At 71.5% G+C, this 25,446-nt stretch carries 25 protein-coding genes and 1 pseudogene; 10 read left to right on the top strand and 16 right to left on the bottom strand.

Features of this window, described 5'->3' with window-relative positions:
- Positions 1-150: 150 nt before the first annotated feature.
- On the bottom strand, positions 151-705 hold the full coding sequence (gene ssuE / locus ACZ55U_RS01640; protein WP_465521237.1) for an NADPH-dependent FMN reductase: 555 nt from the start codon (positions 703-705) through the stop codon (positions 151-153).
- Between the two features lie 744 nt (positions 706-1,449).
- Between ssuE and ACZ55U_RS01635 the strand changes: the two genes are divergently transcribed.
- Both ACZ55U_RS01635 and ACZ55U_RS01630 read left to right on the top strand, forming a co-directional pair.
- On the top strand, positions 1,450-2,418 hold the full coding sequence (locus ACZ55U_RS01635; RefSeq protein ID WP_465521235.1) for an LCP family protein: 969 nt from the start codon (positions 1,450-1,452) through the stop codon (positions 2,416-2,418).
- A 40-nt stretch (positions 2,419-2,458) separates the two neighbouring features.
- Positions 2,459-2,944, top strand: coding sequence for an LbetaH domain-containing protein (locus ACZ55U_RS01630; RefSeq protein WP_465521233.1), 486 nt, complete (start codon positions 2,459-2,461; stop codon positions 2,942-2,944).
- A 28-nt stretch (positions 2,945-2,972) separates the two neighbouring features.
- Here the strand turns inward: ACZ55U_RS01630 and ACZ55U_RS01625 are convergent, their stop codons facing one another.
- From ACZ55U_RS01625 to ACZ55U_RS01615, 3 genes are all read right to left on the bottom strand, one after another.
- Positions 2,973-3,548: a hypothetical protein gene (locus tag ACZ55U_RS01625; RefSeq protein ID WP_465521231.1), complete on the bottom strand. Its 576-nt coding sequence runs from the start codon at positions 3,546-3,548 to the stop codon at positions 2,973-2,975.
- A 313-nt stretch (positions 3,549-3,861) separates the two neighbouring features.
- Entirely contained in the window at positions 3,862-4,365 is a 504-nt protein-coding gene (locus tag ACZ55U_RS01620) for a peptidylprolyl isomerase (protein ID WP_465521229.1), read from the bottom strand.
- A 69-nt stretch (positions 4,366-4,434) separates the two neighbouring features.
- A complete protein-coding gene (locus ACZ55U_RS01615; RefSeq protein WP_465521227.1) occupies positions 4,435-5,088 on the bottom strand; it encodes a class I SAM-dependent methyltransferase in 654 nt (217 codons plus the stop codon).
- Between the two features lie 70 nt (positions 5,089-5,158).
- Here ACZ55U_RS01615 and ACZ55U_RS01610 point away from each other — a divergent pair, with 70 nt between their 5' ends.
- Entirely contained in the window at positions 5,159-5,755 is a 597-nt protein-coding gene (locus ACZ55U_RS01610) for an NAD(P)H-dependent oxidoreductase (protein WP_465521225.1), read from the top strand.
- On the opposite strand, the gene ACZ55U_RS01605 is transcribed toward ACZ55U_RS01610, so the two are convergent.
- Together ACZ55U_RS01605 and ACZ55U_RS01600 are read right to left on the bottom strand one after the other, a co-directional pair.
- Complete coding sequence (locus ACZ55U_RS01605; protein WP_465521223.1) at positions 5,748-6,236, bottom strand: GNAT family N-acetyltransferase; 489 nt, start codon at positions 6,234-6,236, stop codon at positions 5,748-5,750. The two genes, ACZ55U_RS01610 and ACZ55U_RS01605, sit on opposite strands and share 8 nt — an antisense overlap.
- Positions 6,237-6,469: 233 nt before the next feature.
- On the bottom strand, positions 6,470-7,636 hold the full coding sequence (locus tag ACZ55U_RS01600) for an acyl-CoA dehydrogenase family protein (protein WP_465521221.1): 1,167 nt from the start codon (positions 7,634-7,636) through the stop codon (positions 6,470-6,472).
- A 218-nt stretch (positions 7,637-7,854) separates the two neighbouring features.
- Between ACZ55U_RS01600 and ACZ55U_RS01595 the strand changes: the two genes are divergently transcribed.
- On the top strand, positions 7,855-9,192 hold the full coding sequence (locus tag ACZ55U_RS01595; RefSeq protein ID WP_465521219.1) for a UDP-glucose dehydrogenase family protein: 1,338 nt from the start codon (positions 7,855-7,857) through the stop codon (positions 9,190-9,192).
- Positions 9,193-9,325: 133 nt separating this feature from the next.
- Positions 9,326-9,745 carry a CoA-binding protein gene (locus tag ACZ55U_RS01590; RefSeq protein WP_465521217.1) on the top strand — a complete coding sequence of 140 codons (420 nt, stop codon included), beginning with the start codon at positions 9,326-9,328 and terminating at the stop codon, positions 9,743-9,745.
- Here ACZ55U_RS01590 and ACZ55U_RS01585 read toward each other — a convergent pair.
- Genes ACZ55U_RS01585 through ACZ55U_RS01575 form a run of 3 tightly spaced genes read right to left on the bottom strand, consistent with a single transcriptional unit; the run spans position 9,742 to position 12,648 of the window.
- On the bottom strand, positions 9,742-10,950 hold the full coding sequence (locus tag ACZ55U_RS01585) for a dipeptidase (RefSeq protein ID WP_465521215.1): 1,209 nt from the start codon (positions 10,948-10,950) through the stop codon (positions 9,742-9,744). The genes ACZ55U_RS01590 and ACZ55U_RS01585 overlap by 4 nt on opposite strands.
- Positions 10,951-10,981: 31 nt before the next feature.
- The gene (gene purE, locus ACZ55U_RS01580; protein ID WP_465521213.1) at positions 10,982-11,512 is read right to left on the bottom strand and encodes a 5-(carboxyamino)imidazole ribonucleotide mutase; all 531 of its coding nucleotides are present in this window, start codon (positions 11,510-11,512) and stop codon (positions 10,982-10,984) included.
- Positions 11,509-12,648, bottom strand: coding sequence for a 5-(carboxyamino)imidazole ribonucleotide synthase (locus ACZ55U_RS01575; protein ID WP_465521273.1), 1,140 nt, complete (start codon positions 12,646-12,648; stop codon positions 11,509-11,511). Before ACZ55U_RS01575 ends, purE begins: the two co-directional genes overlap by 4 nt.
- A gap of 259 nt (positions 12,649-12,907) precedes the next feature.
- On the opposite strand from ACZ55U_RS01575, the gene ACZ55U_RS01570 reads away from it, so the two are divergent.
- The gene (locus tag ACZ55U_RS01570) at positions 12,908-13,498 is read left to right on the top strand and encodes a GtrA family protein (RefSeq protein WP_465521211.1); all 591 of its coding nucleotides are present in this window, start codon (positions 12,908-12,910) and stop codon (positions 13,496-13,498) included.
- Positions 13,499-13,611: 113 nt separating this feature from the next.
- Here the strand turns inward: ACZ55U_RS01570 and ACZ55U_RS01565 are convergent, their stop codons facing one another.
- Together ACZ55U_RS01565 and ACZ55U_RS01560 are read right to left on the bottom strand one after the other, a co-directional pair.
- Positions 13,612-14,856: an ATP-binding protein gene (locus tag ACZ55U_RS01565; protein ID WP_465521209.1), complete on the bottom strand. Its 1,245-nt coding sequence runs from the start codon at positions 14,854-14,856 to the stop codon at positions 13,612-13,614.
- A 93-nt stretch (positions 14,857-14,949) separates the two neighbouring features.
- Entirely contained in the window at positions 14,950-15,624 is a 675-nt protein-coding gene (locus ACZ55U_RS01560; RefSeq protein WP_030058577.1) for a response regulator transcription factor, read from the bottom strand.
- A gap of 329 nt (positions 15,625-15,953) precedes the next feature.
- Here ACZ55U_RS01560 and ACZ55U_RS01555 point away from each other — a divergent pair, with 329 nt between their 5' ends.
- The 3 genes and pseudogenes from ACZ55U_RS01555 to ACZ55U_RS01545 all read left to right on the top strand — a co-directional run bounded on the left by ACZ55U_RS01555 (position 15,954) and on the right by ACZ55U_RS01545 (position 20,452).
- Positions 15,954-17,477, top strand: coding sequence for a peptide MFS transporter (locus tag ACZ55U_RS01555; RefSeq protein ID WP_465521207.1), 1,524 nt, complete (start codon positions 15,954-15,956; stop codon positions 17,475-17,477).
- A gap of 104 nt (positions 17,478-17,581) precedes the next feature.
- Positions 17,582-19,609, top strand: a complete 2,028-nt coding sequence (locus ACZ55U_RS01550; RefSeq protein WP_465521205.1) for a prolyl oligopeptidase family serine peptidase — start codon at positions 17,582-17,584, stop codon at positions 19,607-19,609.
- A 308-nt stretch (positions 19,610-19,917) separates the two neighbouring features.
- Positions 19,918-20,452, top strand: a pseudogene (locus tag ACZ55U_RS01545) (NUDIX domain-containing protein).
- Here ACZ55U_RS01545 and ACZ55U_RS01540 read toward each other — a convergent pair.
- From ACZ55U_RS01540 to ACZ55U_RS01525, 4 genes are all read right to left on the bottom strand, one after another.
- The gene (locus tag ACZ55U_RS01540; protein WP_465521203.1) at positions 20,453-20,797 is read right to left on the bottom strand and encodes a hypothetical protein; all 345 of its coding nucleotides are present in this window, start codon (positions 20,795-20,797) and stop codon (positions 20,453-20,455) included. It abuts the pseudogene before it with no gap.
- 156 nt (positions 20,798-20,953) lie between these two features.
- On the bottom strand, positions 20,954-22,132 hold the full coding sequence (locus ACZ55U_RS01535) for a methyltransferase domain-containing protein (RefSeq protein WP_465521201.1): 1,179 nt from the start codon (positions 22,130-22,132) through the stop codon (positions 20,954-20,956).
- Positions 22,129-22,272 carry a hypothetical protein gene (locus ACZ55U_RS01530; RefSeq protein ID WP_380703748.1) on the bottom strand — a complete coding sequence of 48 codons (144 nt, stop codon included), beginning with the start codon at positions 22,270-22,272 and terminating at the stop codon, positions 22,129-22,131. Before ACZ55U_RS01530 ends, ACZ55U_RS01535 begins: the two co-directional genes overlap by 4 nt.
- 474 nt (positions 22,273-22,746) lie before the next feature.
- Positions 22,747-23,634: a helix-turn-helix domain-containing protein gene (locus ACZ55U_RS01525; protein WP_465521199.1), complete on the bottom strand. Its 888-nt coding sequence runs from the start codon at positions 23,632-23,634 to the stop codon at positions 22,747-22,749.
- Between the two features lie 278 nt (positions 23,635-23,912).
- Here ACZ55U_RS01525 and ACZ55U_RS01520 point away from each other — a divergent pair, with 278 nt between their 5' ends.
- Entirely contained in the window at positions 23,913-24,572 is a 660-nt protein-coding gene (locus ACZ55U_RS01520) for a pentapeptide repeat-containing protein (protein ID WP_465521197.1), read from the top strand.
- Here ACZ55U_RS01520 and ACZ55U_RS01515 read toward each other — a convergent pair.
- Positions 24,569-25,435: an aKG-HExxH-type peptide beta-hydroxylase gene (locus tag ACZ55U_RS01515; protein ID WP_465521195.1), complete on the bottom strand. Its 867-nt coding sequence runs from the start codon at positions 25,433-25,435 to the stop codon at positions 24,569-24,571. The genes ACZ55U_RS01520 and ACZ55U_RS01515 overlap by 4 nt on opposite strands.
- Positions 25,436-25,446: the final 11 nt, after the last annotated feature.

Here is a 25,446-nt window from a genome sequence, read left to right as displayed (position 1 = left end):
TGGCGAGGGAGTCCAGATCAGGCGTCACAACCGATCTTTGGACTCCCTCGCTTCATGTCATGCGCGCAGGCGAGCCCTTGGCATCAGTCATCTAGGGGTCGCCGCGGCCCGTCTCGGGGACGCCCCGTACGGGCCCGCGGCGACGGTGCGTCAGCTCGCCAGCGCGGATGCGGCCAGCCGCTCCAGGGCGGTGGCGAAGCCCGTCACGACCGGGTCCAGCGCGGCCTCGGTCTCGCGCTCCACCAGGGTCGTCCCGTCCTCCCGGGCGGTGATGTGGCGGTCGAGGACGAACCAGCCCTGGGTGACGTGGCCGGCGCCCATCGAGCTGAGCACCGGGCGCAGCGCGTAGTCCACCGCGAGGACGTGGGCGGGCGAGCCGCCGGTGGCGAGCGGCAGGACGGCCTTGCCGGCCAGCGCGTACTGCGGGAGCACGTCCAGCAGGGCCTTCAGCAGGCCCGAGTAGGCGGCCTTGTAGACGGGGGTGCCGATGACCACGCCGTCGGCGCGGTCGAACAGCTCGGTGAGGGCGACGATCTCGGGGTGGCCGAAGTCGCCCGACAGCAGCGCGTGCGCGGGCAGGCTGCGGGCCTCGAAGGGGACGACGTGGTGGCCGCGATCCGCGAGCCGCGCGTCGACGTGGCGCAGCAGGCGGGTGGTGCGGGAGGTCGGGGACGGGGAGCCGGAAACGGACAGGACGACGGCCATGGGTTCACCTCTGGCAGGAAGCGGGGCGGCGCGGCGCGGCGGAGCGGGGGCGCCACGGTGGGGCCGGTGCCGGGCGTGGGACGGGAAGGGGCCCGGGCCGGGCGTGGGGGAAGGAGGTTCGGCGGGCGCGTGTCAGCCGCGACAGAGCGAGCAGGCCACACCGCGCCGCAGGTCGACGTGCCGCCGACGCGTGAGTGCCCGAAGCTGGTCCATGTCCGGAATGCAAACACGCTGCGTTCGAGCTGGTCAAGAAACGTTTCAGCAGGCGGAACGCCGGATGTCCGGACGTTACGGCGGAACGATCCGGTACGTGCATCAAAACTGCTACAAGAGGCCCGGTGGGCACCCCGGGGGGAGTCAGCCCGGGCGGGGTCGGGCATCCTCGTCGGCATGAACACGTGGCAGGAGGGCCGCCCGGGGGGCGGCGGGAACCCGTACGGCGGCAGCGGTGGGGGCGGTTCGGCCGAGCCGCCGCTGCCGGCCTCGCTGAACCCGCGCGGGCCGGGGGCGCCCGCGCCGCGGCAGCCGGGGCGGCCGGGGGCGTCCCGGTCCGGCGGCGTCCCGCCGCAGGGGGCCGGCGCACCCGGCGCGCGGCCCGGCGGCCCGGGGCGGAGCGGTGGCCCCGGGGGACCCGGGGGACCCGGCCGACCGGGCGGTCCTGGCGGGCCCGGGGGTGCCGGCGGGCCCGGGGGTGCCGCCCGCCCAGCCGCGGCCCGAGCCCGGCGCTGGCCGCGGGGGCGGATCGTGAAGTGGTCGGTCTTCGGCGTGCTGATCGCCGTCATGGCGACCGCCGTCTCCACCTGGTTCTGGGCGGACTCCAAGCTCAACCACGAGGACGTGCTCGCCGACTACCCCGGCCGCCCGGCCGCGGGCAAGGGCACCAACTGGCTGATCGTCGGCTCCGACAGCCGCCAGGGCCTCACCGACGCCGAGCAGGACGACCTGCACACCGGGCACGACACCGAGGGCAAGCGCAGCGACTCGATGATGATCCTGCACGTCGGGGACCACGGGAACACCCTGATGAGCATCCCGCGCGACTCCTGGGTGCCGATCCCCGAGCACCCGGGCGGCAACGGCAAGCCGGTCAAGGGCACCACCGCGAAGATCAACTCCGCCTTCGGCAGCGGCGGCGGCCGGCTGCTGGTCCAGACCGTCGAGCAGAACACCGGCCTCCGGATCGACCACTACGCCGAGATCGGCTTCGGCGGCTTCGTCGGCGTCGTCGACTCGATCGGCGGCGTGGAGATGCACATCGACCAGGACGTCAAGGACAAGGACTCCGGCCTCGACCTCAAGGCCGGCGACCAGACCCTGACCGGCAAGCAGGCCCTGGCCTTCGTCCGCCAGCGCCACCAGATGGCCGACCAGGACCTCGGCCGGATGCGCAACCAGCAGAAGTTCCTCGGCGCCCTGGCCCACCAGGCCGCTTCCCCGGGCAACCTGCTGAACCCCTTCACCTTCTACCCGCTGGTCGACTCCGCGCTCGGCACCCTGATCGTCGACGAGGACTGCGGGCTGACCGACCTCGGCTCCTTCTTCCTCGCCATGAAGGACGTCAACGGCGGCAGCGGCAAGTCGCTGACCGTGCCGATCGGCAACCCGGACTACCACACCAAGACCGGCGAGTCCGCCGTGCTCTGGGACACCGGCAAGTCCAAGCAGCTCTTCGACGCCTTCAAGAACGACACCGCCGTGCCGGAGTTCAAGTGAGCGCACCCACCCAGGGTGACCGTTCCGCCACAATGGGTGGATGCCACTCGTCACCGCGCTGATCCGCCACCGCCGCCACCGCCTCCTGGGCCGCCTGGTCCAGGAGGCGCTCGCGCTCTACGGGATGGAGGTGCCCGCCGCCTGCGAGATCGGGCCCGGGCTGCTCGTCTTCCACCGCGGCTTCGGCACGGTGCTGCACCCCTACACCACCCTCGGCGCCGGCGTGACGCTCTACAACGGCGTGACCATCGGCCGGGCCGACCCGTGGGTGCCGCAGGAGGAGAGCGCGATGCGGCGGGTGGTGGTCGGGGACGGCGCGGTGCTGTGCGCGGGCGCCAAGGTGGTGTGCAAGGAGGGCGTGCTGACCGTCGGCGCGGGCACCGTCGTCGGGGCCAACGCGGTGCTCACCCGCTCGACCGGGCCCGGGGAGATCTGGGCCGGCGTGCCGGCGCGGAGGGTCGGCACGCGGGCGGGCGACTGGGGGGCCTCGCCGCTACCGGTCCAGCCCGCGCCGAGCACCCCCTGAGCAGTACCCCTGAGCCGCCCGGCGGGCCCTACACGTACGGCAGCAGGCCGGTGCCGCACTCCGGGAAGCGGACCAGCCACTCCCCCTCGCCGCCGGCCTCCTCGACGGCGCCCGAGAAGCCGTAGTGGATCGGCTGCCGGACGCCGGTCAGCCACCGGGCGTGGGTCAGCTGCACCGACACCGAGGCCGGGCGGTACGGGCCGGCCCCCGGCCCGGCCGGGGCGGGCTGCTCCAGCACCAGCTCGTGCTCGGTCTCGCCGGGCCGGAAGGTCACCACGGTCTCGGTGCTCGGGCGGCGCGGGAAGGCGCCCGCCGGGTCCGTCCAGTACGCGGCGACCATCACCGCGAGGGTGCCGTCCAGGCTGCCGGCGTCCGGCCGCACGTACTCCTCGTCCGCGACCCAGCGGGCGTGGTGGCGGACCTCGTCCGCTCCCCACCGCTCGTCCCAGCGCACCCAGTAGCCCGCCACCCGCTTGACGGTCATGCCCTCGCGGGCGACCCGGACGGCGAACCGCGCCGGGCCGACCGGCTCGCAGCCGGCCAGGGAGACCACCGTCACCTCTTCGTAGGTCACCTCGCCGTCGTCGGCGCCCTGCTCCATCATCGGTCAACCACCTTGCCGCAGAGTCGAGTTCGGACGCGGCTGGGACCGCGTCCGAGTCGAGCGTATGGCCTGCGCCACAGTGGGTGCCGCGATTGCCCGGTTCCGGCCCGGAGGGCGGCGCTCCGGGCTACCCTGCCCGCCGCACGTCCGCACGTCCGCACGTCCGCACGTCCGCCGGTGAGCTGCCCGTGCCGCCGGTGCCGTCGTGCTGCCGTGCCGTCGTCCGGGGACGGAACCGCCCCGGAGCGGGAGGCCGGAAGCTCCGACGTCCCGCTCCGGGGCGGTGGGTGTGCCAGGCGGCCGCTCGGCCTGGTTACTCGGCCGCCTCGACCACGCCGGACTTGGCGATGGTGATCTTGGCCGAGGTGCGGCCGCTCTGCGAGCCGAGCGACTCGATCTTCTTCACCAGGTCCATGCCCTCGACGACCTCGCCGAAGACGACGTGCTTGCCGTCCAGCCAGTCGGTGACGATGGTGGTGATGAAGAACTGCGAGCCGTTGGTGTTGCGGCCGGCGTTGGCCATCGACAGCAGGCCCGGGCGGTCGTGCTTGAGGGTGAAGTTCTCGTCCGCGAACTTCTCGCCGTAGATGCTCTTGCCACCGGTGCCGTTGTGGTTGGTGAAGTCACCGCCCTGGAGCATGAAGGCCGGGATCACGCGGTGGAAGCCGGAGCCCTCGTAGCCGAAGCCGTTCTGGCCGGTGGCCAGCTCGCGGAAGTTGCGGGCGGTCTTGGGAACGACGTCGTCGTACAGCTTGAAGACGATCCGGCCGGCCGGCTCGTCGTTGATCGTGATGTCGAAGAAAACGTTGGAAGACATGCAGGGATCATGGCACGACTGCCCGTACCCCGCGCGTCGCCCCCGGGCTGAGGCCGCCCGGAGCGGCCCTCAGGCCGCCGGCTTGCGGGCCAGCAGGTAGGCCTGCGGCGTCGGCTCCGCCCCCTCCGGCTCGCGGACCGTACGGGAGGTGACCGGCAGGCCCGCCGTCCGGAGCAGTTCCTCGACCCGCTCCGGCCGCAGCCGGCGGAAGTCCAGCGACACCGGGTGGCCGAAGGGCCGCTCCTGGCGCGAGGGCCGGTCGCCGACCTGGAAGGCGAGCAGCAGGTGGCCGCCGGGGGCCAGCACCCGGGCGAACTCGGCGAACACCTCCGGGAGCCGCTCCGCCGGGGTGTGGATGATCGAGTACCAGGACAGCACGCCGGTCAGCTCCCCGTCCCGGAACGGCAGGTCGAACATCGAGCCGACGCTGAACGGCACCTCCGGGTGGGCCTGCCGGGCCAGCTCGACCATCCGCGGCGAGAGGTCGATGCCGTGCACGTCCACACCGAGGCGGTGCAGCGGGCCGGTCATCCGGCCCGGACCGCAGCCGACCTCGGCCGTCCTGGCGTCCGGCCGCTCGGCGCGCACCAGGTCGGCGAAGAGCGCCAGCATCGCCCGGTCCACCGGCATCCGGCTCAGCGCGTCCCGGAACATGTCGGTGTACTCGGTCGCGACGGCGTCGTAGAACGCCCTGGTCTCGGTGAGGAAGTCCGGCTCAGTCATGGTTCGGGACCCTACCGGGCGCCCGTCCCCGTAGCATCGATCAGGCCAACCAGCCTGAGGGGGAGGGAAGATGAGCAGGATCGGGGTCTACCTGGCGCATCCGCGGCCGGACAGCTTCAACCACGCGCTGTACGAGGCGGTGGTGGACGAACTGCGCGCTCGCGGCTGCGAGGTGCGCGCCCACGACCTCTACGCGGACGGCTTCGCACCGCTGCTGACCGCCGAGGAGACCGGGACGGTGGTGGCGGCGGGGCGGTCCGTCGATCCGCAGCTGGCCCTGCACCGGGCCGAGGTGGCCACCCTGGACGCCCTGGTGCTGATCCACCCCAACTGGTGGGGCATGCCGCCCGCGGTGCTCACCGGCTGGGTGCAGCGGGTGCTGGCCCCCGGCGTCGCGTACAAGCTCGGGACGGCCGACGGCGAGCCGGCCGGGCTGCTGCGGGCCGGGCGGGCGCTGGTGCTGAACACCTCGGACACCCCCGAGGCCCGGGAGCGCGAGGAGTTCGGCGACCCGCTGGAGCGGATCTGGACGGCCTGCGTGCTGCCGTACGTCGGGGTCGCCGACGTCCGGCGGACGGTCTTCCGCACCGTCACCGACTCCCCCGCCGCCGAGCGCGCGCAGTGGCTGCGACAGGCGCGGGAGCAGGCGGCGGCCCTGCTCAGCTGAGCGGCGGCAGGTCGAGCTCCGCCACCGCCTGGGTGCCGCTGGTCTCGCCGGTGGGACGGAAGCCGAGGCCGGCGTAGAACCCGGCCGGGCCGTCCGGGCCCGGGTGGTAGGTGACGGTGGCGCGGCTGCCGCCCCGGCGGCGGATCTCGGCGCAGACCTGCTCGACGGCGAAGCGGCCGTAGCCGCCGCGCTGGTGCTCGGCGTCGATCAGCAGCCGCCACAGGCCGGAGCGGGGGCGGTCGCCGGGGCGGTCCGGGTGGAAGGCGCGGTCGAAGAAGGCCATCACGAAGCCGACCGGCCGGTCGCCGTCCAGGATCAGCCGGGGCCAGGCCGCCTCCCCGTAGGCGTAGGCCTCGGCCAGCGACGTCACCACCGGCGCGACCAGGTGCTCCTGCTCGGGGCGGACCCGCAGGGCGAGGGCGGCGTCGACGTTCTCGGGGGTGATCACGGCCAGGCTGAGCCCGGAGGGCGAGGAGGACATGGCGGGCAGCCTACGGAGCGTGGCGCCCGCCGTCGCGCGGTTTTCCCGCAGGGCTGCCCGCCTCCCCGTGGGCAGCCGTCCGGATCTCCGCCTGTCCGGTTGTGGCGCCGAGGAGTTGACGGCCATCCCTACGCCGCCACCGCCGGGCCGCCGGTCGGACGCCGGAAACGCCGGAGCCCCCGGCCGCGTGCCGGATGCGGCCGGGGGCTCCGGAAGTCCGGAGCGGGAGGGGGTTACGGGAGGTTGCGGGCCATCACGATCCGCTGGACCTGGTTCGTCCCCTCGTAGATCTGCGTGATCTTCGCGTCCCGCATCATCCGCTCCACCGGATAGTCCCGCGTGTACCCGTACCCACCCAGCAACTGCACCGCGTCCGTCGTGATCTCCATCGCCGCGTCCGACGCATAGCACTTCGCCGCCGCCCCGAAGAACGTCAGATCCCCGTCCCCCCGCTGCGACCGCGCCGCCGCCGCGTACGTCAACTGCCGCGCCGCCTCCAGCTTCATCGCCATGTCCGCCAGCATGAACTGCACACCCTGGAACTCCGCGATCGCCTTCCCGAACTGCCGGCGCTCCCTCACGTACCCCTTCGCGTAGTCCAGCGCCCCCTGCGCGATCCCCACCGCCTGCGCCGCGATCGTCACCCGCGTGTGGTCCAGCGTCCGCATCGCCGTCGCGAAACCCGTCCCCTCCGCACCGATCATCCGCTCCGCCGGAATCCGCACGTTGTCGAAGTACACCTCACGCGTCGGCGAACCCTTGATCCCCAGCTTCCTCTCCGGCGCACCGAACGACACCCCCTCGTCGCCCTTCTCCACCACGAACGCCGAGATCCCCTTCGACCGCTTCTCCGGATCCGTCACCGCCATCACCGTGTAGAACTCCGACACCCCCGCATTGGTGATCCAGCGCTTCACCCCGTTCAGCACCCAGAAGTCCCCGTCCCGCACCGCCCGGGTCCGCATCCCCGCCGCGTCACTGCCCGCCTCCGGCTCCGACAGGCAGTACGAGAACATCCCCTCCCCACGCGCCAGCGCCCCCAGGTACCGCGCCTTCAACTCCTCCGAACCCGCCAACTGCACCGGCAGCGACCCCAGCTTGTTCACCGCCGGGATCAACGAGGACGACGCACACACCCGCGCCACCTCCTCGATCACGATCACCGTCGCCAGCGCGTCCGCCCCCGCACCCCCGTACTCCTCCGGCACGTGCACCGCGTGCAGATCACTGCCCCGCAACGCCTCCAGCGCCTCCTGCGGGAACCGCCCCTGCTCGTCCACCTCCGCCGCGAACGGAGCGATCTTCGCCTCGGCCAGCGAACGCACCGCCTCACGGAGCATCCCGTGCTCCTCGGAGATACGGAAGAGATCGAAGTCCGCCGCCCCTGCGCTGCCCGCCATGATGCCTGCCTCGTCGTCCAGTGGCCGAAGTCCGGCCGGAGCCCGAACCGAGTCCGATCGCCGTCGGATCCGCGGTTAACTACCGTTCAGTAGAGATCCTAGGGCGCCGACCTGCGGCTGCCTAGCGTCCCGGGTGTGCAGGTGATCCCGACGCGCCCCCGGGGTGCGGATAGCATCAGGGCATTCGCACTGGTCGCGTCCGCATCCAAGGAGAACCCGTGACCCTCCGCATCTCCGTGATCGGCACCGGCTACCTCGGCGCCACCCACGCCGCCGCGATGGCCGAGTTCGGCTTCGAGGTGCTGGGTCTGGACATCGATCCCGACAAGATCGCCATGCTCACCGCCGGCCGGGTGCCGATGTACGAGCCCGGGCTGTCCGAACTGCTGCTCAAGCACGTGGCCGGACACGAAGGTTCGACCGGCCGGCTGCGCTTCACCACCTCCGCCCAGGAGGCCGCGGAGTTCGGCGACGTGCACTTCGTCTGCGTCAACACCCCGCAGCGCAAGGGCGAGTTCGCCGCCGACATGTCGTACGTCGACGCCGCGATCGACGGACTCGCGCCGTACCTGACCCGTCCCACCCTGGTGGTCGGCAAGTCCACCGTCCCGGTCGGCTCGGCGGCCCGGCTGGCCGAGCGGCTGGCCTCGCTGGCGCCGGTCGGCGAGGGCGCCGAACTCGCCTGGAACCCGGAGTTCCTGCGCGAGGGCTTCGCCGTGCAGGACACCCTGCGGCCGGACCGGATCGTGGTCGGCGCCCAGAGCGAGCGGGCCGAGCGGGTGCTGCGCGAGGTGTACGCGGAGCCGGTCTCGGCCGGGGTGCCGTTCATGGTCACCGACTTCGCGACCGCCGAACTGGTCAAGGCGGCCGCCAACTCCTTCCTGGCCACCAAGATCTCCTTCATCAACGCGATGGCCGAGGTCTGCGAGGCGGCCGGCGCGGACGTCACCCAGCTCAGCCGGGCGCTCGCGTACGACGAGCGGATCGGCGGCAGGTTCCTCAACTCCGGCCTCGGCTTCGGCGGCGGCTGCCTGCCCAAGGACATCCGCGCGTTCATGGCCCGGGCCGGCGAACTCGGCGCCGACCAGGCGCTGACCTTCCTGCGCGAGGTCGACTCGATCAACATGCGGCGCCGCTCCCGGATGGTGGAGCTGGCCCGCGAGCAGTGCGGCGGCGGGTTCCTGGGCCGCCGGGTGGCCGTCCTCGGCGCCGCCTTCAAGCCCGACTCGGACGACATCCGGGACTCCCCCGCGCTCAACGTGGCCGCCCAGATCCAGCTCCAGGGCGGCCAGGTCACCGTCTACGACCCGAAGGCCGTGGACAACGCCCGCAAGATGTTCCCGTCCCTCGCCTACGCCCACTCGGCCCTGGAGGCCGCCGAGGGCGCCCACGTCGTCCTCCACCTCACCGAGTGGGCCGAGTTCCGCGAGCTGGACCCGGCCGAGCTCGGCGCGGTGGTCGCCGAGCGCCGCCTGCTCGACGGCCGCAACGTCCTGGACGCCGACGCCTGGCGCGCCGCCGGCTGGACCTACCGCGCCCTGGGCCGCCCCAGCTGAGCCACCCCCACCCACAGGCGCCGCCCGCCCCCGCACCCCGGAGGCGGGCGTTTCCGTCATCCACGGCCCCCTGCGGCACCCGGAACCCTTCCCGTCCAGGAATCCCCCGCCCCCGCCCGGCGTTCCCACCGGCATGACGAGCTACGGCGACCAAGCGACGGTCCGCGAGATCCTCACCGGCACGGGCGACACCTGGGCGGTGGTGGGGTTGTCCAGCAACACCGCCCGGGCGGCGTACGGGGTGGCGCAGGTGCTCCAGCGGTACGGCAAGCGGATCGTGCCCGTCCACCCGAAGGCCGAGACGGTCCTCGGCGAGCAGGGCTACGCCTCGCTCGCCGAGGTGCCGTTCCCGGTCGACGTGGTGGACGTGTTCGTCCGCTCCGAACTGGCCGGGGAGGTGGCCGACCAGGCGGTGGCGGCCGGGGCGAAGGCGGTCTGGTTCCAGCTGGGCGTGGTGGACGAGGCCGCCTACGCGCGGACCCGGGAGGCCGGGCTGGCCATGGTGATGGACCGGTGCCCGGCCATCGAGATCCCGCGGCTCGGCCAGGCCTAGGAGTCCGTGCCGTCCAGCTGGGCGAGGGTGGCGATGGACGGGCGGCGGCTGGCGCGCAGCCCGGCGGCCACCGACTCGGCGTCGCGCAGGACGCGGACGGCGTTGTGCCAGGTGAGCTTGGCCAGGTCGGCCTCCGACCAGTGGCGGCCGAGGAGTTCGGCGACCAGGTTGGGGTAGCCGGCCACCGAGTCGAGGCCGTCCGGCAGGAAGGCGGTACCGTCGAAGTCGCCGCCGATGCCGATGTGGTCGATGCCGGCCACCTCGCGCATGTGGTCGAGGTGGTCGGCGACGGTGGCCGGGGTGGCGATCGGGCGCGGGTGGGCGGCCTCGAAGGCGCGCTGGCGCTCCATGGCCGGCGGGGTGGTGTCCAGCGGGTGGAAGCCGTGGGCGCGCATGTTCTCGTCGGCGGCCAGGGTCCAGTCGACGGCGGCGGGCAGGATGAACTTCGGGACGAAGGTGGCCATCGCGACGCCGCCGTTGGCGGGCAGCTGGGCGAGCACGTCGTCCGGGATGTTGCGCGGGTGGTCGCAGACGGCGCGCGCGGAGGAGTGGGAGAAGACGACGGGCGCCTCGGTGACCCGCAGGGCGTCGCGCATGGTGTCGGCGGAGACGTGCGAGAGGTCGACCAGCATGCCGAGCCGGTTCATCTCCCGGACGACCTCCTCGCCGAACCTGGTCAGCCCGCCGGCCACCGGCTTGTCGGTCGCGGAGTCCGCCCACGGCACGTTGTCGTTGTGGGTGAGCGTCAGGTACCGCACGCCCAGCTCGTACAGGGCGCGCAGGGTGGCCAGCGAGCAGTCGATGGAGTGGCCGCCCTCGGCGCCCATCAGGGAGGCGATCCGGCCCTCGGCGCGGGCGGCCTCGACGTCGTCGGCGGTGCGGGCGAGGCGCAGCCGGTCCGGGTAGCGCTCGGCCAGGGCGTGGACGAAGTCGATCTGCTCCAGGGTGGCGCTCACCGCGTGGTCGCCGGCCAGCGAGGCCGGGACGTAGACGGACCAGAACTGCGCGCCGACCCCGCCCTCCGCGAGGCGGGCGAGGTCGGTGTGCAGGCGGTCGCTCTGGTCGGCGGCGAGGTCGAGCGCGCCGAGGTCGTACCCGACCTGCTCGCGCATCGCCCAGGGGAGGTCGTTGTGGCCGTCCACCACGGGGGCGGTGCGCAGCAGGGCGCGGGCGCGGTCCAGCGGGGTGAGGGAGTCCGAAGTCATACGGGCTGTTCTACCCCACCCCGCTCCCGGGCTACTTGCCGAACCCGAAGGAGGTGGAGCCGGCCACCTTGGCCCGGAGCTTCGCGCCCTTCTCGGTGGCCTGGTTGTTCAGCTCGGCCTGGAACTCCGTCATCTTCTCGGTGAGTTCGGGGTCGAACGCGGCGAGCATCCGCACCGCGAGCAGACCGGCGTTGCGCGCTCCGGCCACCGAGACGGTCGCCACCGGCACGCCGGCCGGCATCTGGACGATCGACAGCAGGCTGTCCATGCCGTCCAGGTAGCGCAGCGGCACCGGCACGCCGATGACCGGCAGCGGGGTGACGGACGCCAGCATGCCGGGCAGGTGGGCCGCGCCGCCGGCGCCCGCGATGATCGCCTTCAGGCCGCGCCGGTGGGCCTGCTCGCCGTACGCGACCATCTCGCGCGGCATCCGGTGGGCGGAGACGACGTCCACCTCGTAGGGGATCTCGAACTCGTCGAGCGCCTGGGCGGCGGCCTCCATGACCGGCCAGTCGGAGTCCGAGCCCATCACGATGCCGACGACGGGGGCAGCAGAGGTCATTCGGTGATCGTTCCTCGCAGGTAGGCGGCCGCGTGGCGGGCGCGCTCGCGGACGTCTTCGAGGTCGTCCCCGAAGACGTTGACGTGGCCGACCTTGCGGCCGGGCTTCACGTCCTTCCCGTACATGTGGATCCGCAGGCCGGGGTCACGGGCCATGCAGTGCAGGAAGGGGCGGTACATGTCCGGGTAGTCGCCGCCGAGGACGTTGACCATGACGGTCCACCCGGCGCGCGGTCGCGGGTCGCCGAGCGGGAGGTCGAGGACGGCCCGCAGGTGGTTCTCGAACTGCGAGGTGACGGCGCCGTCCTGGGTCCAGTGCCCGGAGTTGTGCGGGCGCATGGCCAGTTCGTTGACCAGGATGCGGCCGTCCCGGGTCTGGAACAGCTCGACGGCGAGGTGGCCGACGATGCCGAGCTCGCCGGCGATCCGCAGGGCGAGCTGCTGGGCCTCGTCGGACAGGGCCGGGTCGAGGTCCGGCGCGGGCGCGGTGACCTCGGCGCAGACGCCGTTCTCCTGGACGCTCTCCACCACGGGGTAGGCGACGGCCTGGCCGCTGGGCGAGCGGACCACGTTGGCGGCCAGCTCGCGGACGAAGTCGACCTTCTCCTCGGCCAGCACCGCGACGCCGGCCAGGAACGGGGCCTGCGCCTGCTCCTCGTCGTCGACGACCCAGACGCCCTTGCCGTCGTAGCCGCCGCGGACGGTCTTCAGGACGACGGGGTAGCCGGTGCCCTCGTTCGCGAAGGCGGTGACGTCGGCCGGGTCGGCGACGATCCGGTGCCGGGGGCAGGGCACGCCGATGGAGTCGAGCTTGGCCCGCATCACGCCCTTGTCCTGGGCGTTGACGAGCGCGTCCGGGCCGGGGCGGACGGCGACGCCGTCGGCCTCCAGGGCCCGCAGGTGCTCGGTGGGGACGTGCTCGTGGTCGAAGGTGATCACGTCACAGCCGGCGGCGAAGGCGCGCAGGGTGTCGAGGTCGCGGTAGTCACCGAGGACGACGTCGGAGACCACCTGTGCGGCGGAGTCCTGGGGCGTGTCGGCGAGGAGTTTGAACCTGACTCCGAGCGGGATGCCCGCCTGGTGTGCCATGCGGGCCAGCTGCCCGCCACCGATCATGCCCACCACTGGAAAATTCACATTGCCCGGGGAAGTCACGCGGCCCAGGATATCCGGGCCGGTCGGGGGCGGTGGAGGCGCCGGTGGGGCCACCCGGACGGACGCGCGTAGATGTCAACCTGCCGCCCTCCGGGCTGAGCCGTTCGGTGGAACGGGGTAGCCTGGACGGCCAGGTCCTGGTCTGCGCGGTCCGATCATGTGCGTGCACGCAGGGCTCAAGGGGTGTCCGCGCCGCCGTGGGCAGCCCTTTCGTCCCGCAGGCACATGGAGGCAGTCCGGTATGGCGACGACCGCAGCTTCGAAACCCCCGCTCGCGCAGAAACTGCGCGGACTCACGGGCGAAGTCGTGAAGTTCGGGATCGTCGGCCTGAGCGGCGTGGTGGTCAACTTCGCCGTCTTCTGGGTCTGCATCAACGGCATGGGCCTGGCCTCGGTGCGGTCGAACATCGTCGCGACGGTGATCGCGATCGCCACCAACTACCTGGGCTACCGCTACTGGCTGTACCGGGACCGCGACGCCGCCTCCCGCAAGCGCGAGATCACCCTCTTCCTCGTCTACAGCGGCATCGGCATGCTGATCGAGACCGGGGTGCTCGGCTTCTCGGTGTACGTGCTGGGCCTGGACTCGCACTTCGAGCAGATGGGCGCCAAGGTGATCGGCCTCGCGGTCGCCACCGTCTTCCGCTTCGTCTCCTACCGCACCTGGGTGTTCAAGGCCGTGCCGGCGCCGGTCGCGGCGCCCGCCCCGAAGCAGCAGCCGACGGTGCCCGCCCAGCAGCAGCCCGCGGCGCCCGTCGCCGGCCTGGAGCTGGCCGCGCAGGCCGAACGGATGCTGGCCCCGGAGCAGGTCCGCTTCGCCCAGGCCGAGTAGGCGGGCCCGGAACCGAGGAGCCCCGGCGGGCCGAACCGGCCGCCGGGGCTCACTGCTGTCCGGGGAGGGCTCCGCAAGGCCCTCGCGGCCCCGCTCAGCCGTCGTGGCTGCGCTCAGCCCTCGTGGCTGCGCCCGAGGAAGAGCGCGAACACCGCCGGCTTCAGCGAGAGCAGTTCGAGCCGCCCGCCGTCCGCCTCCGCGAGGTCCCGGGCGACGGCCAGGCCGATGCCGGTGGAGTTGCGGCCGCTGACCGCGCGCTCGAACACCCGGTTGCCGAGGTCCGGCGGCACGCCGGCGCCCTGGTCCTGGACCTCGATCACCACCGAGGTGCCGGACGGCCGGACCCGCAGGGTGATCGTCCCGGCGCCGTGCATCAGCGAGTTCTCGATCAGGGTGGCCAGCACCTGGGCCACCGTCCCCGGGGTGCCGACCGCGGTGACGCCGTGCAGCCCCTCCAGGGACAGCACCCGGCCCTGCTCCCGCAGCGTCGGGCCCCACTCCTCCACCTGCTGCTTGATCACCTCGTCGAGGTCGAAGGCCACGGCGGTGGGGCTGCGCGGGTCGCGCTGGGTGGTGAGCAGCCGCTGGACCACGTCGGTGAGCCGCTCGACCTGCTGGAGGGCGATGGTCGCCTCCTCCCGGACGGTCTCCGGCTCCTCGGCGAGGGCGTTGATCTCCTCCAGCCGCATGGAGAGCGCGGTGAGCGGGGTGCGCAGCTGGTGCGAGGCGTCGGCGGCGAGCCGGCGCTCGGCGGTGAGCATCCGGGCGATCCGCTCGGCGCTGGTGTCCAGCACCTCGGCGACCCGGTCGAGCTCGGGCACCCCGTAGCGCCGGTCGCGCGGGCGCGGGTCGCCGGAGCCCAGCCGCTCGGCGGTCTCGGCGAGGTCGGTGAGCGGCCGGGCGAGCCGCTTGGCCTGCCAGACGGCGAGCGCCACCGCGGCCTGGACGGCCAGCAGGGCGACCACGCCGAGCAGCAGCAGGTTGTTGGCGATCTCGTGGTCGACGTCCTCGCGGGACTGCTCGACGGTGACGGTCTCGCCGCTGTTGCCCCGCTCGACGGCCTTCAGCAGGTGGTTCCCGGCCGGGCGCTCGCCCGCCGAGACCACGGGCTGGCCGGGCACCTGCACCTCGACGTAGCTGCCCTCGGTGACCTGGCTCTCGAACGCCCGCCCGGTAACCGGCTCACCCGCGGCGAGCCGGCTCTCCACCAGGGCGAGGACCCGGACGGCGGCCGCGTCCACCCGGTCCTGCGCCGAGTTCACGATGGTCCGCTTCTCGACCAGCGCGAGCGGCACGCAGAACACCACGACCACCACCAGGACGACGCCCAGCAGCGAGTTGATCATCCGGCGTTTCACGCTGCCGCTCCCCGAGGTGTTCCGTTCCACCGGACGCCGCCCCCGTCGGGCACCGTCCGGCCCCGATCTCTCTCGGGGTGATCTCCGACGGGGTCAGTTCTTCTCGAACCGGAACCCGACACCGCGCACGGTGGCGATGTAGCGCGGGTTGGCCGCGTCGTCGCCGAGCTTCTTGCGCAGCCAGGAGATGTGCATGTCCAGGGTCTTGGTGGAGGTCCACCAGGTGGTGTCCCAGACCTGCCGCATGATCTCCTCGCGGGTGACCACCCGGCCGGCGTCCCGGACCAGGACGCGCAGCAGCTCGAACTCCTTGGCGGAGAGGGTGAGCTCCTCGTCGCCGAGCCAGGCGCGGTGCGACTCGATGTCGATCTTCACGCCGTGCGCGCCGGTGGTGAGCTGGTCGACGTTGCCGCGCCGGAGCAGGGCGCGGACGCGGGCGAGCAGTTCGGCGAGGCGGAAGGGCTTGGTGACGTAGTCGTCGGCGCCCGCGTCCAGGCCGACCACGGTGTCCACCTCGTCGGCGCGGGCGGTGAGCACCAGCACGGGGCAGCTCTTGCCGTCGGCACGCAGGCGGCGGCAGACCTCCAGGCCGTCCATTTCGGGCAGGCCGAGGTCCAGGACGACGAGGTCGACCTCCTCGGTGAGGCCGGCGGCGAGTGCGGTCGGACCGTCCTCGCGGACGAGCACCTCGTAGCCCTCGCGTCGTAGGGCCCGGGCGAGCGGTTCGGAGATCGCCGGATCGTCCTCGGCGAGCAGCACACAGGTCATGTGGTGATGGTAGTCCGCCGGGGTAAGCCCGTACGCCCTGTGAGGTAGTTCACAGAGCGTGATCGTTATACAAGCGGCCGATCACACCCAACAAGGCGGGAGGGACCGGCGGTTCGGTGAAGATTTTCCGCTTGGATCTTTGAACCGAAGGAAGACACGCCCGTCTACCATCGATAGGTCGGGCGAATGTGTTGCCAACTTAGCCATTCCCACACCTGATTCGTGGCCTTTGTCATCTGATAAAGCCAAATGTCGCCACGTAGAGTGGTTCTGTCCACGTCCGCCGCAACACCCCCGGGCGGACGCTGTCAGGCAAGGAACCACTACTCATGGCGTCTAAGACCCTGGACACCGACGTCTCGTCGGCCAATCCCAGCGGCAAGACCTTCCTCGGGCACCCCCGGGGGCTCGCCACCCTGTTCATGACCGAGATGTGGGAGCGCTTCTCCTACTACGGCATGCGCGCCCTGCTCATCTACTACCTGGTCTCCGGTGGCGCCGACGCTGCCGTCGGCAGCCAGGGCGGTGGCCTCGCCATGAAGGCGACGACGGCGACGGCGATCTACTCCGTCTACGTCTCGATGGTCTACCTCATGGCCTACCCGGGCGGTTGGTTCGGTGACCGGGTCTGGGGCGCCCGCAAGACCGTCGCCATCGCCGGGTTCGTGATCATGTCCGGCCACATCGCGCTGGCCGTCCCGGGCCAGGCGGCGTTCTTCGTCGGCCTGCTCCTGGTCGCGCTCGGTTCCGGGCTGCTGAAGGCCAACATCTCCACGATGGTCGGCCAGCTCTACAACGGCCCGGACGACCCGCGCCGCGACGGTGGCTTCACCGTCTTCTACATGAGCATCAACCTCGGTGCCTTCGTCGCCCCGTTCGTCATCGGGACGATCGGCAAGGAGTACAACTGGCACCTGGGCTTCGGCCTGGCCGCGGTCGGCATGGCGTTCGGCCTGACCCAGTTCCTGCTGGGCAGCCGCCACCTGAGCGCCCAGAGCAGCGAGGTGCCCAACCCGCTGCTGACGGAGGAGCGCAAGCGCCTGCTGGTCAAGGGCGGCCTGGTCCTGCTGGCCGTCGCCGCCTTCTACGGCGCGGTCGCCGGCCTGGGCTTCTACACCCTGAACTGGGCCCTCGTCCCGCTGACCCTCGCCGGCCTGCTGATCCCGGTCACCGTGCTGGCCCGGATCAAGCGCGACAAGGACCTGACCTCCGACGAGCAGTCCAAGATGTCCGCGTACATCTGGTTCTTCGCCGCGGCCGCGATCTTCTGGATGATCTACGACCAGGGCGGCTCGACGCTCTCCCTGTTCGCGGACAAGAAGACCGCCGACAACCTGTTCGGCTTCGGCTTCTCGGCCACCTGGTACCAGTCGCTGAACCCGCTGTTCGTGATGGCCTTCGCGCCGGTCTTCGCCTGGCTGTGGCTGTGGCTGGCCCGCCGGAACAAGGAACCGAACACCATCGTGAAGTTCTCGATCGGCCTGCTCCTGGTCGGCGTCTCGTTCTTCCTCTTCATCATCCCGATGACGATGGCGGACGGCGGCACCCTGGTCTCCCCGCTGTGGCTCGTCTCGATCTACCTGATCCAGACCATCGGCGAGCTGTGCCTCTCCCCGGTCGGCCTCTCGGTCACCACCAAGATGGCGCCGCGCAAGTACGCCTCCCAGATGATGGGCGTCTGGTTCCTCGCCGTCACCGCCGGTGACTGCACCACCAGCCTGCTCTCGCTGGCCGGCGTCAGCCTCAACGGCACCGGGATCATCGCGATGGAGGCCTCGCTCGCGGCCCTCGCCGGGTTCGCCGTCTTCACCTACCGCAAGAAGGTCCAGTCCCTCATGGGCGCCGTGCACTGACGCCCGGCCCCACCCGCTCGGGGCCGCCGTGGATTCCAGGATCCGCGGCGGCCCCGGGCGTTTTTCTCGACAACCCCGCTCGGGCCGTGCCTATCGTGCCCGGCATGACGACCGACTCGTTACCCCGCCGGCTGGCCCGCACCCGACGGTTCACCCTGGGCGTCCCTGTCCAGCCCGAGCCCTCGCCGGACGGCGCCACCGTGCTCTTCCTGCGCGGCCGCGGCGGCACCGACCCGCTCACCTGCCTCTGGGCCCTGGACACCGCCACCGGCGGGGAACGGCTGATCGCCGACCCGGCCGCCCTGGGCGCTGCCGAGGGCATCGCCGGGTACAGCACCGACGCCACCGGCTCGCTCGCCGTCTTCGCCCTGGGCGGCGCCCTGTGGCTGGCCGACACCGCCCGGGGCACCGTCCGCGCCGTCCCCGTCCCGGGCCCGCCGCGGGACCCGCGGCTCGACCCGACCGGCCGCACGATCGCCTACGTGAGCCGCGGCGCCCTGCGCGTGGTCGGCACCGACGGCACCGACGACCGCCCGCTCGCCGAACCCGAGGCCGAGGACGTCGGCTACGGGCTCGCCGAGTACGTCGCCGCCGAGGAGATGTTCCGCGACCGCGGCCACTGGTGGTCCCCCGACGGCACCGCCCTGCTGGTCGCCCGGGTCGACGAACGCGCGCTCACCCGGCTCTTCCTGGCCGACCCGACCGACCCGCACCTGCCGCCGCGCGCCATCCGCTACCCGCTGGCCGGCACCGCCAACGCCGAGGTCTCGCTCCGGCTGCTCGGCCTCGACGGCACCACCACCGAGGTCCACTGGGACCGCGCCGCCTTCGAGTACCTCACCGCCGTCGGCTGGGACGCCCACGGCCCGTACGCCGCCGTGCAGAGTCGCGACCAGCGCACCGTCCGCACCCTGGCGATCGACCCGGACGGCACCACCCGGGTGCTCGCCGAGCGGCAGGACGAGCACTGGGTCGAACTGCTCCCCGGCCTGCCGGTCCGGACCGCGAGCGGCGCCCTGGTCGACACCGCCGACGACGGCGACACCCGGCACCTGACCGTCGACGGCAAGGAGGTCACCCCGGCCGGGCTCCAGCTGCGCGCGGTGCTCGGGACGGAGGGCGAACAGGTGCTGTTCACCGCCTCCGAGGAGCCCACCGAGACCCACCTCTGGACGTACGAGCCGGACACCGGCCTCCAACGGCTGAGCAGCGGCCCGGGCCTGCGCACCGGCCTGCGGCGCGGCGGCACCCTGGTGCTCACCACCCGCTCCCCCGGCCACCCCGGCGGCCGCTCCACCGTCCACCGCGAGGGCCGCCCGGTGCTCCCGCTCCCCTCCCGCGCCGAGCCGCCGCCGTACACCGCCGCGCCCGAACCGCTCCGGCTCGGCCCGCGCGAACTGCGCGCCAACCTCTTCCTCCCGACGGGCCACCGCCCCGGGGCCGGCCCGCTGCCCGTGCTGCTCGACCCGTACGGCGGGCCCGCGACGCAGAAGGCCACCACCGGCGGCCTCTGGTGGGACCAGGTCTCCCAGTGGTTCGCCGACCAGGGCTTCGCGGTGCTCGTGGTGGACGGCCGCGGCACCCCCGGACGCGGGCCGCGCTGGGACAAGGCCGTCTACGGGGACAAGGCCACGTTCCCGCTGGCGGACCAGGTCGAGGGCCTGCGGGAGGCCGCCCGGCTGCGGCCCGGGCTGCTCGACCTCGGCCGGGTCGCCATCCGCGGCTGGTCCTACGGCGGCTACCTCGCCGCCCTCGCCGTGTTGAGGCGCCCGGACGTCTTCCACGCCGCCTCGGCAGGGGCCGCGCCCACCGACTGGCGCCTCTACGACACCCACTGGCAGGAGCGCTTCCTCGGCCACCCCGACGAGCACCCCGGGCACTACGACAGCGGCTCGCTGATCGCCGAGGCCCCGAAGCTCAGCCGACCGCTGCTGCTGATCCAGGGCCTCGCCGACGACAACGTCCACCCGGCCCACACCCTGCGGCTGTCCAGCGCACTCCTCGCCGCCGGCCGCCCGCACGAGGTCCTCCCCCTGCGCGCCACCGACCACCGGCCGACGGACGAGGCGGTGGTGGAGCACCTGCTGTGGCACGAACTGGACTTCCTGCGGCGGTCGTTGGGCCTGTCATGAGCGAACGGCCCGGCCCCGCCGAACCCCGGCGCCGGGCCTGACCACTTCGTCCCGTCGAGCCGAGCCGGCTCGACGGGACGAAGCACGACGGTGGAATGCCCGACGGATCAGCGGGGCGACGCAGCCACGCACTCGGGCCGGGGACTCGACGACCCGCGACGATCGCGCCAGGTGATCTTCCGGCGGCTCCTCAGCCGAAGCACCACAGCCGCGAGGCCACTATCCGTCAAAATGACGCAAATTGCCGGAACCCGCCTTCGGCGCTCCGGGGCTGACATGCTGAAGATCCGTCGAGAGGGGCCGCAAGCATGCAGTGGAAGATCCACGGGGAAACGTCCGATCTACGAGAACCCTTGGGTGAACCTGTGGCTGGCTGACGTCGAGCAGCCCGACGGGCACCGCTGGGAGTACCACGTGGTCAAGCTGCGGCACTTGGCCGTTGCCGCCGTCGTGAACAGCGAGAAGCAGGTGCTCATGATGTGGCGGCACCGCTTCATCACGGACACCTGGGCCTGGGAACTCCCCATGGGGCTGGTCGAGTCGGACGAGACCCCGGCGGCGGCCGCGGCCCGCGAGGCTCTGGAGGAGACCGGCTGGAAGGTCGGCGAGGTGAAGCCGCTGATCTACGCCCAGCCGGCGAACGGGATCACCGACTCCGAACACTTCGTCTTCCGGGCCGATGCCGTCGAGCACGTGGGCCCGCCGACCGAACGCAACGAGTCTGACCGGATCGAGTGGATTCCCTTGTCCGAGCTGCGCGGCATGATCGACCGTCGCGAGATCGTCGGCAGTGGCACTCTCGTGGGCGTGCTTTACCTGCTGCTGGACGAGGCCGGTCTGTGATCAGTCGGCCGCGCAGGTGATCCGTTCCACCAGCATCGCTACCGAGGCGTTGGCCCGGTAGGGCTTGAGCAGGTGGCGGAACTCCTGGAGGTGGGCACCCACTCGGGGGGACTCGATCACTGCCGCGAGATCGAGGGCTTCCGTGGCGGTCGAGCATGCCAACTCAACCTGCCGCCGCTGGAGTTGGGTACGCGCAAGCCAGAAGCTGTGGAACGCGCGGCCAAGATCCATGGGGCCGGCCCTAACGAAGGCGGAGCGCGGGGCGCGCTCGAACGCGCCCCGCCACTCCTCGCCCAGCGCGCCGGCCTCGGTGAGGTCCGCGAGCAACTGCGCGTACTGGTCCATCAGTTCGGGCTCACTTCTTCTTCGGCTGGTTGGTAACGGGCTTGGTCCACTGGCCGTCACCAACTGGACTTACTGTGGCGGTCGTTGGGCGTGGAACAGGAACACCTCCGCCCCGTCGAACCGAGCCGGCTCGACGGGACGAAGCGACGAAAGGACTCAACCGCAGAGCGGCACCGGGTTCTCCGGGCTGTCCAGCCACACGGTGTGGCCCTCGGGCCCGACCGTCAGTCCGAATCTCGCGAAGCCGGGGCGGCCCCGGTCGTTCCACCAGTGCCAGGCGGCCTCCACCTCGTCCCAGAGGTTCCGGGGGCCGGACTGGTAGACCTCGTATTCCGTGCGACTGTGCTCGTAGTCGGCGGACGCCCACGACCGGGTGTCCCGGCTGTAGAGCCACAGCGTGTACGCGCCGTCGTCGTAGCGCTCCGCCCGCCAGAACGCCCCGGGGACGGCCACTCCGATGAGGAACTGCTCGAACCAGCCGCCGGTGTCCGGCGGGGCCAGCGCGGTGGTGCTTCTCACCCCGTCCGCGGGCCACTCCCGGCCGCGCAGGTAGTCCTCGAAGGGCGGCCGGTCGGTGCGCTGCTGGCGCAGTCGCATGAACGCCGAACTCCGGGTGAACCTGCCGCTCGCACTGGTCCCGTCGTCGTTCACGGTCAGCCGGACGATCTGCTCGCCGCCGTACTCGGTGCCGAAGGGCGCGACGATGATCCCGCCGGGGGCCGTCTGCGCCAGCCACGCCGAAGGAATCTCCAGCAGGGAGCAGGTGGCGATGATCCGATCGTACGGAGCACCCTCCGACCAGCCCTGCCGTCCGTCGCCCTCGACCACGGTCGGCGCGAGTCCGGCCCGAGCCAGGTTCGCCCGGGCGCCGCGGGCAACGTCCGGGTCGAACTCGACGGTCACGACGTTGGGGCCGCCCAGGCGGTGGGCGAGGAGGCCCGCGTTCCACCCCGTGCCGGCTCCGACCTCCAGCACCCTGTGGCCTGGGCGGACGCCGAGGTCCTGGAGCATCGAGAACACCATTGTGGGCATGGAGTTGGAGGACGTCGGCGTTGTCCCGAGCCCGTCCCCCGCGTGGTCGCCGTCGTCCCACTGCGTGGTCAGCGGGATGTCCGAGTAGACCGCTCTCCGCCACGCTTCGGGGTCCTGCGACCGGTACACCACGGGGTTCTGGCGGGTGCCGTCCGCGATGCCCGGCCAGATGCGATCCGGGACGAACAACTCACGGGGTACGGCTTCGAAAGAAGCAAGCCAGTCCGAGGAAAGGGCTCCGCCGGCCACCAGCGCGGAGGCGAGCCCCTGAGGGCCCGCCTCCTGGTGCGTCTCGCCGGTCACTTGCCGCCCGCCGGGGACGAGCCGTCGGAGGTGTTGCCGCCCTCGTCGGACCCACCGCCGCCGTGCCCGGCGCCCTTGTTGCTGTCGTCCTGCTGCCCGCCACCCTTGCCGTCGCCCGAGCCGCCGCCGTGTTTGCTCATGTCAGTACCTCCGTGCCGGTCAGGCCCAATGGGCGGTTGCCCGTTGGGTGGTGCTGCCCGCCCCGCGTCTTCCCCAGACGGGACGGGAGTCTGTGAGGCCCAAGTGGACCGGCTGTCGGTCAGCGCCACCGGTGGTTGGCCGCGCAGCCTGGCGAGCAAATCCGCCCGCCGGTCGCGCTCCTCCAGCATCAACGGGGCCTCCCTGAACTCCTCCGGGAAGACGAACCGGACGTGCTCAGCGGGCCGCGCGGGAGGCCCATGGCGGACTTGGCGGGCTCGCGCAGCGCGATCTCCCGCAGCGTCGCGGGAGATCCGTCGTCGTGGTCGTCCGCAAAGTCTCCGCTCGCCCTCGACTTACGCGTGCTGGTACTGACTGCTATGCCGGCCACTCCCTCGGATTCGCTGGAACCGATGGCAACACGCTAGGAAATCAGGGGAGTTGGCATCCACGCGATTCTACGAGATTGCACGATTTCACCCGATCGCATCAATGGCAGCCGTGATCAACGCACGAGCCTTCGAGCCATGGACCGCCATGTCCGCCAGTGTCGCGAACGTGTCGGCGTACATGGCCACTTCGCTGGGCTGCGTCAGGGTGAGATGCCCGGAGACGAGCTCCACGTTCACCTGAGCCGTGTCGAAGATCCAGAACCCTTCCACCGGCATCCGCGCGCGGTGCAGCCGAGCAGGAACGATCCCGACACTGACATTCGGCAGACCGCCCACCGCGATCAGCCGCTCAAGCTGCTCGGCTTGAGTGTCGGCATCACCAAGCCCGTTGCGAAGTACGGACTCCTCAAGCAGGAACGCGAAACGCCGTTGCCCCTCGCGGAGCACGCGTTGTCGTTCCATCCGAACGGCCACGGCGGCGGCCACGTCATCGACCGGGACTCGCCTCAGCTGGACGGCACGCAACACGCCTTCGGTGTATCCGTGCGTCTGGAGGAGTCCCGGAACGAGCCACGACGAGTAGGCCCGGAACCAGTGCGTTCGCTCGAACAGAGGCAGAACGGCTTCCTGCGCCCTCCGAAGCCCCGCACGCTCCATGCGGCGCCATTCCACCCACATGCCTTCCACGGCTTGCAGAGAGGAGACCAGATCCGCCGTCTGGTCTTCCCTCCCGCACGCACGGCACCACGCGCGCACATCGTCAGCGGACGGCGACGTCTTGCCGGTGGAGATCCGAGACACCTTGGACGGATGCCAACCGCACAGCGCCGCAAGCTGCTTGCCGTCCAACCCGGCGTCCTTGCACATCTCCCGAAGGCGATCCGCAAGGACGCGCTCGAACGCGCCCCGCCACTCCTCGCCCAGCGCGCCGGCCTCGGTGAGGCCTGCGAGCAACTGCGCGTACTGGTCCATCAGTTCGGGCTCGCTTCTTCTTCGGCGGGTTGGTGACGGGCTTGGTCCACTGGCCGTCCGACTCCTTCGGGGACTGCTTCTTGTCCCCGGACTCGCCGCCCTTGCCGTCTCCGTGCTCGCCCATTTCAGCACGGTGACCTTGCGCAGGATCGGCCGAGTAGCTACCGGCTTTCAAGACCTGTGTATTTTCAACTGCCTTTCTGGATATGGCAGTTGAATGCTAGCGTTCTTTCGTCCACTCCAGCGGCTACTGTGAGGTGCCCGTTATGACTCAGGCCATGCCTCGCCAGAAGAACCCCATGACCCCGCGCTTTCAGGTGGCCTTGCGACCTGCGGAGTTGCCCGACCACGACTTCGAGGACGACGCCACCATCAAAGGCAGGAAATACAGCGGGCTGAGTCTTACCGGCCGAGCGGGTGAAGCGATCGAAGTCGAGCAATGCGCCTTCGAGAACGTCCGGTTCACCGGGATGCACCTGGTCCGGTCGGTGCTCGCTCACGTCGCCTTCGATACCTGCGATTTCGCCACGGTCCGGACACAGGACGTGTCCGTCCTCCGAAGTACGGTGACCGGATGCCGACTTACCGGTTCGTCCTGGAGCAACGGCAGTTTCCGCGACGTCCTCTTCGAGGGCACTCGGACAGACAGCACGCTGTTCCGCTACGCGAAGTTCAAAACGGTGGCCTTCAGGGAGTGCAATCTCTCCCAGGCTGACTTTCAGTTCGCCGAACTCCGCGATGTCCGATTCGAGAAGTGCGATCTGACGGGGGCCCAGTTCGCCAACGTGGTCATTCAGTCCGGTGTCAGCTTCGACAACTGCACATTGATCGACCTCAGCGGTGCCGCGCACCTCAAGGGTGTCACCGTGCGAGGCCCGGGGTCCATGGAGCTGGCCCTGAGCCTCGCCAGGGAGGCCGGCATCGTATTCGAAGCCTAGGCTGCGGCAGGCAGGTCGTAGTGCGCGAACTCCCGGCCCGAGATCGACCGGGTGACGAGATCGAAGTCGATCGTCTCGGCGAAGTCCGCGAGTTCGCGCACCATCCCCTGGCCGTACGGCGTGAACAGGTCCAGCTTGTCCAGCAGGCCGTCCGTACACTCGCGGATCGAGTGACGGAATTTGCCCACCAACTCCGTCTCGCCCCTCAGATGCTGCATGAGCATGAGGGGCGGGGCCACCACCGCGCTGTGGAAGGCCTTGTCCAACGGACGCATCTGCCCGAACTTCACCGCAGAGACGACCCGGTGCTCGCCGGCCGCCAGCTCCTTGGCCGGCCGCGTGTAGAGGCGGTACACCATGTCCGCCAGGAAGACGTTCAGGTGCACGGTCTCATGTACCAGAGACTCGGCGTAGTCGTGGGGCCGCCACTCGTCGCCGGGGCTCATGCTCACCAAGCCAGGAAGCGTCGAACCGGTGCCGCCGCCCTTGTTGGTCGAGCTGAACATCACGACGTCGGTGACCACCAGGTCCACGAGCGCCCCCAGGTCGGGGACGAGGTCCCTGGTGTGCAGAAGGGCCACGGAGAAGTCACGCTCCCACCGCTCCCTCAGGTCGACCGGGGTGTCCTCCAAGCCCTCGAAGATGTTCTCGAAGGTCCTGTTCTCGATCAGGTAGCTGCCCCACTCGCTGTCCTTGAAGGAGAGCGTGATGCCCTCGCCCTCGACCGGCAGGGGGCGGAGGGCGGAGACGACGCTCCGGTATGCGGCCGGGAGGGCGGCGACGGTCGGCGGGGGCTGCCCGTTGACCGCGCTGACGAGTCGGCCGATCGTCTCACGGGCGTGGTGGATGTTGAGGAATCGCATGGACGCTCGCT

The sequence above is a fragment of the Kitasatospora sp. NPDC034533 genome, from assembly GCF_055575155.1.
This window is presented reverse-complemented; position numbering and strand designations above follow the sequence as displayed.